This window comes from Streptomyces sp. NBC_00878 (assembly GCF_026341515.1).
Taxonomy (GTDB): Bacteria; Actinomycetota; Actinomycetes; order Streptomycetales; family Streptomycetaceae; genus Streptomyces.
Window position 1 is genome coordinate 8,169,037 of the sequence record NZ_JAPEOK010000001.1, and the last position, 12,913, is coordinate 8,181,949.

Annotated in this window: 9 protein-coding genes; 7 read left to right on the forward strand and 2 right to left on the reverse strand. The window is 69.8% G+C overall.

Translation table 11 applies throughout. The annotated features are described in order from the left end of the window. Nucleotides 1-8: 8 nt before the first annotated feature. Entirely contained in the window at nt 9-1,907 is a 1,899-nt protein-coding gene (locus tag OHA11_RS35430) for a beta-galactosidase family protein (RefSeq protein ID WP_266503284.1), read from the reverse strand. A gap of 341 nt (nt 1,908-2,248) precedes the next feature. Between OHA11_RS35430 and OHA11_RS35435 the strand changes: the two genes are divergently transcribed. From OHA11_RS35435 to OHA11_RS35460, 6 genes are all read left to right on the forward strand, one after another. Further along, complete coding sequence (locus OHA11_RS35435) at nt 2,249-3,139, forward strand: AraC family transcriptional regulator (protein ID WP_266503286.1); 891 nt, start codon at nt 2,249-2,251, stop codon at nt 3,137-3,139. Between the two features lie 125 nt (nt 3,140-3,264). Then, a complete protein-coding gene (locus OHA11_RS35440; RefSeq protein ID WP_266503288.1) occupies nt 3,265-3,612 on the forward strand; it encodes a chorismate mutase in 348 nt (115 codons plus the stop codon). Between the two features lie 309 nt (nt 3,613-3,921). Continuing rightward, on the forward strand, nt 3,922-4,395 hold the full coding sequence (locus OHA11_RS35445; protein WP_266503289.1) for a two-component system response regulator: 474 nt from the start codon (nt 3,922-3,924) through the stop codon (nt 4,393-4,395). 57 nt (nt 4,396-4,452) lie between these two features. Next, nucleotides 4,453-6,960, forward strand: coding sequence for an aminopeptidase N (gene pepN, locus OHA11_RS35450; RefSeq protein WP_266503290.1), 2,508 nt, complete (start codon nt 4,453-4,455; stop codon nt 6,958-6,960). Between the two features lie 361 nt (nt 6,961-7,321). Next, the gene (locus OHA11_RS35455; protein ID WP_266503291.1) at nt 7,322-8,716 is read left to right on the forward strand and encodes an aminotransferase class V-fold PLP-dependent enzyme; all 1,395 of its coding nucleotides are present in this window, start codon (nt 7,322-7,324) and stop codon (nt 8,714-8,716) included. Next, nucleotides 8,713-10,146, forward strand: coding sequence for a lysine N(6)-hydroxylase/L-ornithine N(5)-oxygenase family protein (locus OHA11_RS35460; protein ID WP_266503293.1), 1,434 nt, complete (start codon nt 8,713-8,715; stop codon nt 10,144-10,146). Before OHA11_RS35455 ends, OHA11_RS35460 begins: the two co-directional genes overlap by 4 nt. A gap of 45 nt (nt 10,147-10,191) precedes the next feature. On the opposite strand, the gene OHA11_RS35465 is transcribed toward OHA11_RS35460, so the two are convergent. Continuing rightward, on the reverse strand, nt 10,192-12,012 hold the full coding sequence (locus OHA11_RS35465; protein WP_266503294.1) for a bifunctional UDP-sugar hydrolase/5'-nucleotidase: 1,821 nt from the start codon (nt 12,010-12,012) through the stop codon (nt 10,192-10,194). Between the two features lie 158 nt (nt 12,013-12,170). Between OHA11_RS35465 and OHA11_RS35470 the strand changes: the two genes are divergently transcribed. After that, a complete protein-coding gene (locus tag OHA11_RS35470; RefSeq protein WP_266503295.1) occupies nt 12,171-12,896 on the forward strand; it encodes an SIMPL domain-containing protein in 726 nt (241 codons plus the stop codon). Nucleotides 12,897-12,913 lie beyond the last annotated feature (17 nt).

Below are 12,913 nucleotides of genomic sequence, written 5' to 3' on the forward strand. Positions count from 1 at the left end.
TTTGCTTCTCAGCAACCCACTCCTGGATCCGCGAACCCCTCGCCCGTATCGTCCACGCCCCGCAGCACCAGGGGCCCGGACGCCTCCCGGGACACCTCCCCGAATTCCAGTAGCCACACCTCATTGGCGCCCTCCCGCAGTACCGGTCCGGGGACGTACAGGGACCGTTGCGGGCCGACGGACCAGTACCGGCCCAGGTTGAAGCCGTTGATCCACGCGAACCCCCTGGTCCAGCCGGGGAGTTCGAGGCAGGCGTCCCCGGCGCCGCGTACCGTGACCGTGCCGCGGTACAGACCCGGGGCACCGGGAGCGCCCGGGGTACCGGGGGTTGCGGGAAGTGCCCCGAACGGCACCCGCTCCACACCGGCGTCGAACGCGTCGAGACGCAGCGCCCGTGCCCGCACCCCGTGCAGATACTGCCGTTCGTGCAGTACGCCGCCCGTGATGCCCTTCGTCTCCCCGGCGCGCGGGCCGTAGTTGACCCGGCCCAGCGACTCCACCCACAGGTCCACGCGCGCGGGACCGGCGACGGGATCCTTGAGCCGGGGCTCGTCCTCGGTGAGTACTCCGGCCGGCTGTCCGTCGACGTACACCGTCGCCAGATCCCGTAGCCCGCGCACGGTCAGCGGGTACGGGCGACGCGGGCCCGGAACGTCGACCGTGTAGCGGACGAGCCCCCGGTCGACGTCCAGTTCCTCGAAGGCGGGCGGCACGGGGTGCTCGGTCTCGGGCCCGCCGAGCGCGTCGAGCACGGCGGACAGGGACGCCCATCCAGTGAGGTCCACCGTGGCGGGGGAGCCCAACGAGGCCGGTGCGGACGGCAGTTCGGGCAGCGGCGTGTCCGTGTACGCGGCGAGAAGCGACCGGAACCGCCAGAACTTCTCCGTGGGGCGCCCGTACTCGTCGATCGGCGCGTCGTAGTCGTACGACGTCACGTCCGGCTCCAGCGTCCCGTCGTGCGGCGTCCCTTCGTGCAGCGCGCCGTCGTGGAGTGCTCCGTCGTGGAGTGCTCCGTCGTGCAGCGATCCGTCGTCCGGCGCGCCGCCGCCCCGGTTGGCACCCGCCCAGCCCCCGAAATTCGTACCGCCGTGCGCCATGTAGAGGTTGACCGAGGCCCCGCACTCCAGGATCTCCCGCAGTACGTCGGAGGCGCCACCGGGATCGCGTACGACGTGCTCGGCGCCCCAGTGGTCGAACCAGCCGCACCAGAACTCCGCACACATCAGCGGACCCGTCGGCCGGTGCCGGCGCAGCGTCTCGAAGGCCACGCGCGCGTGCGACCCGAAATTCACGGTGGCCAGGACGCCGGGCAGCGAGCCGCCGGTGAGCATGTGGTCCTCGGGGCCGTCCGACGTGAAGAGCGGCACCCTCACCCCGCCGCCCCGCAGGAGGTCGGCGAGCCTGCGCAGATACACCTGGTCCGAGCCGTAGCTGCCGTACTCGTTCTCGACCTGCACCATCAGCACCGGACCGCCGCGGTCGAACTGCCGCGGCACGATCTCGCGCAGCAGATGAACGAACCAGCGCTCCACATGGCCCAGAAACCGCTCGTCACGCGTGCGCACACGAGCGCCCGACTCGCCCGTCAGCCAGTGCGGCAGCCCGCCGTTCTCCCACTCGGCGCAGATGTACGGACCCGGCCGTACGATCGCCCGCAGCCCGGCTCCCTGAGCCGCGTCCAGGAACCGGCCGAGCGCCGGGACGTCCCGGAAGGAGCCCGGACGCGGCTCGTGGAGATTCCACGGGACGTACGTCTCCACACAGTTGAGGCCCATCGCCCGCAGCATCGCCAGCCGGTGCCCCCACTGCCCCTCGTGCACCCGGAAATAGTGCAGCGCCCCCGACAGCAGCCGCACCGGCCGCCCGGCCAGCAGAAAATCGGTGTCCCCCACCGTGAACTCGGTCATGACCACCAGCCTCACCCCTGGCGGCGACCGGGTCCATGGACAAAGATCGGCGGTGATTGGACGCAGCAGATGCGGCAGGCGGTGCGGTGCAGTGCGGTGCGGTGCGGTGCGGTGCGGGGCGGGGCGGGCGTGGCAGACGGGGGCGGGCTCGGCGCGAGATGCCCCAAGACGCGCGACGGCCCCGCCGGGACGTGTGGCGGCACCCGTTCCGGGGCGCGTGCGACCGATATGCGGCCGGCGCGCGATGAGCTGCGACCGGCGTACGGCAAGCGCGTGACCCGCGTACGGCAAGCGCGTGACCCGCGCGCGGCAGGCCTGTGAGCCGGACGGGAGGAAGGCCGATGTACCACACCTGGATGCGGTTCTTCTCCCCTGGACCCGCTCACCACAAGCTCGGTCTCGTCTGCCTCGGCGTCGGCCTCCAGTACGGGGCACTGCCCACCGTCGGCCCCCGCACCCTCGACCACCACGTGGCCGTCCTGGTCAGCGCAGGCCGCGGCTGGTTCCGTACCGTCGACGGGCGGTGCACGGCCGTCACCGCGCCCGCCCTGCTCTGGCTCACCCCCGGCGTGCCCCACCACTACGCGCCCGACCCCGAGACCGGCTGGGACGAGGCCTTCGTCGACTTCACCGGGCCCACCACCGACACGTACACCGAACTCGGCTACATCGAACCGGCCCGGCCCGTCGTGCCCCTCTCCGACGCGGGCCCGGCCCGCGCCACCGTCGGCCGCATCGCCCGCGCCGCCCGCCGCGGCAACCCCCTCCTGGAGGTCGAGACCAGCGCCGCCGTCCACGAACTCCTCGTCACGCTGCGCCGCGCCCGCGCCGACACCGCCCCCGACGGCGAACCGGTCCTCCAGGCCCTCGCCCGCGACGCCTTCAAGCCGCTCTCCGTCGCCGACCACGCCGCCCGGCACGGCATGACCCCCGCCGAACTGCGCACCGCCGTCCGCCGCGGCGCCGGCTGCAGCCCCAAGGACTACCTCCTCGGCATCCGCCTCGGCCGCGCCAAGGAACTCCTCGCCGCCACCGAACTCCCCGTCGCCGCGGTGGCCAGACGCGTCGGCTACGACGACCCGGCCTACTTCTCCCGCCTGTTCACCCGCCGCGTCGGCACGGCACCCGTGCGCTTCCGGGACCAACAGGGACGTACGGTCCCCGGCGGCTGGAGCAACCAGGTCCCCGACCCCGACGATCCGCCGATGCTCCACTCCCCGGGAACACGGTGATCGCCCCCTCCGGCAGGGACGCGATGACCGAGACGCTCCGGGCACACGGTGATCGTCACTCTTCAGAGGCACGATGGCCGAGCGGCCGCGCATCACCCGCGGCACGCCACGTAGGGTTGGCCTCCATGACCACCAGCAACACCGGCTACGCGGACGGCGTCGACCCGGCCGTCCGCGCCGAACTCGCCCGGCTGCGCGAGAGCATCGACAACATCGACGCCGCCGTCGTCCACATGCTCGCCGAACGCTTCAAGTGCACGCAGCAGGTCGGCCTCCTCAAGGCCGCCCACCAGCTGCCGCCCGCCGACCCGTCCCGCGAGGCCCAGCAGATCGCCCGGCTGCGCGACCTCGCCGAAAACGCCAGACTCGACCCGGCGTTCGCGGAGAAACTCCTCAACTTCATCATCGCCGAGGTCATCCGCCACCACGAGAGCATCGCGGACAGCGCCGAAAGCGCCGAAAGCGGGGAATGACCTGTACGGCCAATAGCGACCTGTACGTCCAGGAGTGACCTGTACGGCCAGTATTGAACGTTAAGGCCTGGGGTGACTCGTGCGGCCGGGAATGGCCGTACAGCCGGGAATGCCCCGCAGCGCCTACCGGCAGGCGCCACACCCCGCACCGCAGTCGGCCCGCCCTCTCGGCCTGCGCGCCGAAATGAGGCATCCTGCGCTGAGTACTCCTTGTCAGTGCACAAGCACTTCCTGTCGTACTCCCTGTCGGCCGGTTCGGTCATACGCTTGTCCATACGCTTGTCGTCCAAGCGAAGGGGACTTCGCTCCATGCCGCCGGATGCCAAGATCCTCATAGTCGACGACCATGAGGAAACGCTCTACGCCCTGGAAAGCGCCCTGGCCCCGCTCGGTTACCACCTGACGCGGGCGACCAGCGGCGACGACGCGCTGAAGGAAGTCCTGCGCGGCCACGTCGGCCTGCTCCTCCTCGACGTCCGCATGCCCGGCGTCAGCGGCCTCGACGTGGTCCGCTACATGCGAGGCGTGGAGCAGACCCAGCTCATCCCGATCATCCTGGTCACCGGCTTCGGCCCCGACGCCGAACTCACCGCCACCGCCTACCGCCTGGGCGTCGCCGACCTCGTCATGAAACCCATCGACCCCTGGTCCCTGCGCATCAAGGTCCGCTACCTGTACGACTCCCACCAGCGCTACCGGTCACTGGAACGGGAAGTACGCGATCTCCGGGCCCTGGTGAAGGAACAGCCCCCCGCCGCACGCTACGTGGGCCCGGGGACGTAACCCCGCTCGGACGCCCGGACCGGGCGCCCCTGTGCCGGAACCCGCTCATCAGGCAGCATGGCACCTATGTCCGTACTGACGCGCGACGAAGCGCAGACCCGTGCCAAGCTCCTCGACGTCCACCGCTACCAGATCGAACTCGATCTCACGCGCGGCGACGAGATCTTCGACTCCCGTACCGTCATCCGCTTCACCACCCGCGCGGACGGGGACACCTTCGTCGAGCTCAAGCCCGCCGAACTGCGCTCCGTCACCCTCGACGGCCACCCCCTCGACCTGGACACCCTCTCCCTGGACGAGAACCGGCTGCCGCTCAAGGACCTCACGGCCGGCGAGCACGAACTGCGCATCGACACCGCCATGCGCTACTCCCGCACCGGCGAGGGCATGCACCGCTTCACCGACCCCACCGACGGCGAGACGTACGTCTACACGCAGCTGTTCATGGACGATGTCCAGCGAGTCTTCGCGGCCTTCGACCAGCCCGACCTCAAGGCTGTCTTCGAACTGACCGCGACGGCCCCCGAAGGCTGGACCGTCCTCGCCAACGGCATCACCGAGCGCCAGGAGGACGGCAGTTGGCGGGCCGCCGCCACCCCACTGATCTCCACCTACCTCGTGGCCGTCGCCGCCGGACCCTGGCACTCCGTACGCACCGAACACCGCGGCCTGCCCTTCGGCATCCACTGCCGCCGCTCACTGGCCCCCCACCTCGACACCGACGCCGACGAACTCTTCGAGATCACCCGCCAGTGCTACGACCGCTACCACGAGAAGTTCGAAGAGCCCTACCCCTTCGACTCCTACGACCAGGCGTTCGTCCCCGAGTTCAACGCCGGCGCCATGGAGAACCCCGGACTCGTCACCTTCCGCGACGAGTTCGTCTACCGCTCCGCCGTCACCGACACCGAACGCCAGACCCGCGCCATGGTCATCGCCCACGAAATGGCCCACATGTGGTTCGGCGACCTCGTCACCCTGCGCTGGTGGGACGACATCTGGCTGAACGAGTCCTTCGCCGAGTACATGGGCTACCAGACCCTCACCGAAGCGACCCGATTCACCGACACCTGGACCGACTTCGGCATCGTCCGCAAGGCCTGGGGCTACGACGCCGACCAGCGCCCCTCCACCCACCCCGTCGCCCCCGACCCCGAGGCCGTCCCCGACACCGCCTCCGCGATGCTCAACTTCGACGGCATCTCCTACGCCAAGGGCGCCTCCGCCCTGCGCCAACTCGTCGCCTGGCTCGGCGAGAAGGACTTCCTCGCCGGCATCAACACCCACTTCGCCCGCCACAAGTTCGCCAACGCCACCCTCGCCGACTTCATCGAATCCCTCGCCGCGGCCACCGAACGCGACGTCCACGCCTGGGCCGACGCCTGGCTGCGCACCACCGGCGTCGACACCCTCACCGCCTCCGTCACCGCCGAACCCGGCGAATGGACCCTCGCCCTCGACCGCGCCGGCAGCCGCCCCCACCGCGTCACCATCGGCGTCTACGACCGCGACCTGAGCGACGGCCGCACACTCACCCTGCGCGAACGGTACGAGAGGGACGTCCCCCAACAGCCCGCCGCCGAGCCCCGCCCCGGCACCCGCCCCGCCCTCGTCGTCCCCAACGACCACGACCTCACCTACACCAAGCTCCGCCTCGACGACGTGTCCAAGGAGACCGCCCTGCGCGGCATCTCCGGCGTCCCCGACGCCCTCACCCGCGCCGTCCTGTGGAACACCCTGCGCGACATGGTCCGCGACGGCGACCTCGACCCCGCCGCCTACCTGGACACCGCCCGCGCCCACCTCCCCGAAGAGCGCGACCTCGCCGTCGTCCAAGGCGTCCTCACCTTCGCCACCACCCAGGTCGCCAACCGCTACCTGCCCGCCCACGAACGGCCCACCGCCCTCGCCACCCTCACCTCCCTGTGCCGCGACCTCGTCCGCCGCACCGAGGACGGCGACCACCCCGGCCTGCGCCTCATCGCCGTACGCCACCTCATCGACGTCGCCGCCCAGCCCGACACCATCAGCGCCTGGTTCTCCGAAGGCACCGTCCCCGGCGGCCCCGAACTCGACCCCGAACTGCGCTGGCGCATCCTCGGCCGCCTCGCCGTCCTCGGCGCCATCGACGACGCCGTCATCGACACCGAACTCGTCCAGGACCCCAGCGCCACCGGCCAGGAAGGCGCCGCCCGCTGCCGGGCCGCGCTCCCCGACCCGGTCGCCAAGCGCGCCGCCTGGGACTCGATGTTCACCACCGACGACCTCTCCAACTACCTCTTCATCGCCACCGCCCAGGGCTTCTGGCAACCCGAACAGACCGACCTCGTACGCCAGTACGTCGACCTCTACTGGACCGACGCGACAGCCGTAGCCGCCCGCCGAGGCCCCGCCATCGCCGACGCGGCGGGCCGCTGGGCGTTCCCGGCCTACGCCATCACCCCGGAAACACTCCGCGCAGGCGAACAATGCCTGACAGAAACGACCCCCATCCCCGCCCTCCGCCGCAAACTCACAGACCAACTGGACGACTTGGCACGGGCGTTGCGAGTACGAGAGTCATAGAGAACTGACTGGCAGGCCCCGCGCCCCTTTTGTCCCGGGGGCGCGGGGCCTCTTTCTTACCGGGGCGCGGCCAACCGCCTGTCTTTCAGGCGCGTGGGGCTCGCCTTCTTACACGGGTGCGGCGAACCGCCCGTCTTTTAGGGGCGCGGGGAACTGCGCGACCAGCCCCCACCCACCCGCACGTCTCCACCCACCCGCACGTCTCCACCCACCCGCACGTCCCCACCCACCCGCACGTCCCCACAACCCCGGCGCGGAGCGCCAATACCCCCTTTCGAGTGCTGATCACCGCACTCTCGGCGCACGCAACCCCAAACCCCGACACGCTGGAAGTCCCCGCCCCGCGCCCCGGAGGACAACCATGAGCCCGCTCGCATCAGGCCCCCAAGGCCCAGACACCCTGCGACCGTTGCTCACCACCGTCCTCGAAGCACTACAGGCAGGCGCAGCCACCCGCGACGGCCCCCTCCCCGCCGGCGGCCCCGAAGAGGTCGCCGCCCGCCTCCGCGAAGCCCTCGGCGACCCCCTCCCGAACCACGGCGACGAAGACGCCCTCCGCACCCTCGTCCAAGCCTTCGCAGCAGGCGCCGCAGACCCCGCGGACCCCCTCTGCGCCGCCCACCTCCACTGCCCACCCCTCGCCGTCGCCACCGCCGCCGACCTCGCCGCCTCCGCCCTCAACCCCTCCCTCGACTCCTGGGACCAGGCCCCCGCCGCCTCAGAACTCGAATCCCTCGTCACCAAGGCCCTCGCCGCCGAGGTCTACGGGGAGGTCTACGCGGAGTCAGGCCAAACCCGGACAGACAGCGACGCCATCGTCACCACAGGCGGCACCGAGTCCAACCAACTCGCCCTCCTCCTCGCCCGCGAACGCCACGGCCACACCCAGCTCGTCTGTGCCGAGAACGCCCACCACTCCCTCCGCCGCGCCACCTGGCTCCTCGGCCTCCCCGAACCCGTCACCGTGCCCGCCCCCGCAGGCACCATGGACCCCGCCGCACTGAACGAAGCCCTCACCGCACTCAAAGGCCCCCGCGGCTCCCTCCTGGTCGCCGCCACCGCGGGCACCACCGACGCCGGCCTCATCGACCCCCTCCCCGACATCGCCGCCCTCTGCGAAACCCACGGCGCCCGCCTCCACATCGACGCCGCCTACGGCGGAGGCCTCCTCTTCACCGACCGCCACCGCCCCAAACTCGACGGCCTCGCCCGCGCCCACACCGTCACCCTCGACCTGCACAAACTCGGCTGGCAGCCCGTCGCCGCAGGACTCCTCGCCGTACGCGACCCCCACGACCTCGCAGCCCTCACCCACCACGCCGACTACCTCAACGCAGACGACGACACCGAAGCAGGCATCCCCGACCTCCTCGGCCGCTCCCTTCGCACCACCCGACGCCCCGACATCCTCAAGATCGCCGTCACCCTCAAAACCCTCGGCCGCACCGGACTCGGCGCCCTCGTCGACCAAGTCTGCGAACAGGCCGCCCAGTTCGCCGAGCTCATCCAGCGTCACCCCCGTTTCGAGCTCCACGACCGGCCCACCATCAGCACCGTCCTGTTCCGGCCCGCCGACGCGACCGACGACACCGTCGCCGCCGTACGCCGCACGCTCCTCACCGAAGGCCGGGCCGTCCTCGGCCGCGCCCGCCTCGACAACCGCCTCTGGCTCAAAGCCACTCTGCTCAACCCGCACACCGGACCCGGCGACCTGGCCGCGCTCCTGAAACTGGTGGAAGGACACACCCCGCGATGACGCCCCCCACGTCACCCACACCCCCCGCACACCCCGTACACCACGAGCCCGAAGCCCCCCGCGACCTCGTCGGCATCGGCATCGGCCCCAGCAACCTCTCCCTCGCCGCCCTCGCCCACCCCCTCGCCGAACTCGACACCGCCTTCTACGAACAGCGCCCCACCTTCGAATGGCACCCCGGCCTCCTCATCGAAGGCACCACCCTCCAAGTCCCCTTCCTCGCCGACCTGGTGACCCTCGCCGACCCCGCCAGCCCCTGGACCTTCCTCAACTACCTCAAGGCCCGCGACCGCCTCTTCCCCTTCTACTTCGCCGAGCGCTTCCACATCCACCGCGCCGAATACGCCGCCTACTGCCGCTGGGTCAGCGACAGCCTCCCCGCACTCCACTTCGGCCACCAGGTCGACGCCGTCCGCTGGAACCCCGAACGCGACGTCTTCGAAGTCGACTTCACCCAACTCGACAGCGACGGCGAAGCCGAAGCCCTCGGCCGCACCTACACCAAGAACATCGCCCTCGGCATCGGCACCGCCCCCTACATCCCCGAACCCCTCCGCCCCCTCGTCGAAGCCCCCGGCGTACCCGTCATCCACGCCGCCGACTACCTCACACACCGCGAACGCTTCCTCACCGCCGAACACATCACCGTCATCGGCTCAGGACAGTCAGGCGCCGAAGTCTTCCTCGACCTCCTCAGAAACCGCCCCGCAGGCCGCGAAAAAATCCACTGGCTCGCCCGCACCGAGGCCTTCGCCCCCATGGAGTACTCAAAACTCGGGCTCGAACACTTCACACCCGACTACACGCGCTACTTCCACGCCCTGCCCGAACCCGTACGCGACCGGCTCGTCCCCGCCCAATGGCAACTCCACAAAGGCATCGACGCCGACACCATCGCCGCCATCCACGACGAGCTCTACCGCCGCACCCTGAACGGCGGCTGGCCCGACACCGTCCTCACCCCCGGCGTCCACGTCCGCACCGCCGGCCGCATCGCCACCACCAAGGTCGAACTCCACCTGGAACACGCCGAACAGGCCAGCCGCTCCCGCATCACCACCGACGCCGTCATCCTCGCCACCGGCTACCGCGAACGCCCCCTCGACCGACTCCTCGCCGGCCTCGACCCCTACATGCGCCGCGACGCCTCCGAACGCCCCCGCATCGACGACCAGCACCGCCTCGTCCTCGACCCCTCCGTCAGCGGAGCCGTCCACGTCCAGAACGGCGAACGCCACACCCACGGCATCGGCGCCCCCGACCTCGGCCTCACCGCCTGGCGCAGCGCGAGCATCCTCAACTCCCTGACAGGCAAAGACCCCTACCCACTGCCGAGCCGAACCGCCTTCACGACCTTCGGACTCACCCAGCAGCCCCAGATCCCGCCCGCCAGGCAGCAGCCACGGATGCTCACACCACTCGCCGAATAGAAGCCAACCAGCCGAACAGAAGCCAACCAGCCAAACAGAAGCCGACTAGAAGACCGGCGTCCCCTCACGCGTCAGCTTCCAGTCCACCGAAGCGAACTCCTGCGGGTCCAACGACCCCTTCGCCGTCACCCACTCCGCGATCCGCGTACGGATCTCCGTCGACTCCGCCCACAGCTCCTTCGCCGACGCCACATGCGGGAACGCCCCACCACCATTGGCACGGTAGTTGTTCACCGCGAACACGAACTGCTGCGCGTCGTCCAGCGCCGCACCGTTGTAGGAAAGGTTCTTGATCCGCGAACCCGCCGCCTGCGCGATGTCGATGTCGTACGTCAGCCCCGACACGTAGTCGTAGTTGTAGTCCGGCCGGTTGCCCGCGTTCGTCAGCTTCTCCACGTCGACCGCGGCACCCGCCGCCGTCTGCACGAAATACTGCGCCGAGTACTCCAGATACGCCCGCACCTGCGCACCCGTCATCAACTTCGCGACCAGCGTGTTGTCGTACACATACAGACTCGACAGATCCCGGATCGTCACATCACCGGCCGGAATCTCCGACGTACGCGAAAACGGCGACGCCTGCGACAACACCGGCAACGACGCGTACTCCGTCCCCACCAACGCCGCCTTGACCACATCCTCCTGAACCTTCGTGATCAGGTCGATGATCGGGGCGTCCTTGTACCGCGCCTCGACCGTCGTCAGCGTCTGAGTCGCCGTCCCCACCACCTGGTTCACATACGCCACGACCACGTCGTGCTCGTCCTTCAACAGCCTCGTGATCCTCGGGTCGTCGGCCACCGAGTTCGAGTTGCGGACCGACGCCGCCACCGACTCGACCGTCCAACGCCCCTTCTCGAAGACCAACTCGAAGTCGAACAACGACAACCGCTCCGCATACGCCAACGGCTCCGACAGAACGACCGTCTTCCCCGTCTTCGTGTTCGTCACCTTCAACTCGGGAATCTCCACATGCGCGTGCCCGACAAGAATCGCGTCGATCCCCGGCACCTGCTGCGCCACCAACGCCGCCGAATTCTCCACATACGGCAACTGATCACCGTACGAGGACGTGCCCGACGAACCGGAGTGCGCCGACACGACCACCACGTCCGCACCCATCGACCGCAGCTTCGGCACCCACTTCGCCGCCTGCTCCTCAAGACCCGGGAACGTCAACTTGCCCTGCACATAAGCCTTGTCCCAGATCGCGATACCCGGGTTGGTGAGGCCGAGCACGGCCACCTTCACCGACGGGGCGCCCGGCACCCGGAACGTCTTCATGAAGTACGGAGGAAAGGCCGGCTTCAACGTCTTCGCGTCCAGCGCGTTCGCACCCAGCAGCGGGAAACGGCACTGCTCCTCGAACTTCCGCAGCGTCTCGATGCCGTAATTGAACTCGTGATTGCCGAGTGCCACCGCGTCGTACCCGATCGCGTTCATCGCCTGAGCCATGGGGTGGACAGGCCCACCCTTGGCCGTGATCGGATCCACCTTCGCGTAGTAGTACGTGAGAGGCGTGCCCTGGATGGTGTCACCGGCGTCCAGCAGGAGTGTGTTGCACCGCCCCTTCTCCTTGCGGACCGCGTTCACCAGCGTCGAGATCCGCGCCAGCCCCTGCGCGTTGCCCGCCGCGTCCTTGTACTCCGCGTCCTTGAAGTAGTCCCAGTTGAAGACATGACCATGCAGATCGGTCGTGCCCATCACCGTCAGCGAGTACCGCTTCGGCTTCCTGCCACCCTTCGCCACCGCAGCCTCCGCCGCCTCAGCCGCCTCCGCACTCGGCGCCGCGACCGCACCGGCCAGGGCGACCCCCGCCCCGGTCACGGCGGACTTCTTCAGGAACTTCCGACGGTTCAGCGGCATGACGGGCTACTCCTCGGGGAACGGTCAACAGTCGACGACACGCGCAGATACGCGCGTAGATTCTGACCCGGACATGGCGCACGACAACAGCCCCCGCAGGTTTCGATCTGATGACCGGCGAGGCCCGGAAACGGGCCGCCGGTGACAGAGTGGGACGTATGACATCGCCCTCCGAAGCCTCCGAGGAAACCCGGTCCGCGGTCCCCTACGGCACACCCGACGCACCCCGCATCGCCGTCCGCGGCGAAGCCCACCTCGAAGTCGACCCCGAAATCGCCCGCATCGGCATCACCGTCAGCGCCCGCGGCACCGACCGCCGCGACGCCCTCACCGACCTGACCCGCCGCAACACCACAGCCCTCGACCTCGTCAAAACCTACGCCGACGCCGTCGAAAAACTGGAGACAGGCGCCTTCTCCATCACCCCCGAACTCACCAAACACGGCCGCGGCGAACGCATCCGCGCCTACCACGGCCGCGTCCACATCACCGCCGAACTCACCGACTTCACCGCACTCGGCGAACTCACCACCCGACTCGCCGACCTCGACCTCACCCGCGTCGACGGCCCCTGGTGGGCCCTGCGCCCCGACTCACCCGCCCACCGCCAGGCCAGGCAACAAGCGGTACGCGAAGCCGTCCAACGAGCCCGCGAATACGCCGAAGCCCTCGGCACCACACTCGCCGCCCTGGTCGAACTCGCCGACATCGGCGCCGAGAACGCCCACCCCTACGGCATGGAAACGCAGACCGCCCGCATGCGCACCATGGCATTCGACTCGTCAGCCCCCGAAGCGGCCCCCGCCCTCGACCTCGAACCCGAACGACAGCACGTCTACGCACAGGTCAACGCCCGCTTCACCATGTCACCGCCGGTGCTGTGACAACCTTCCGAAATGCT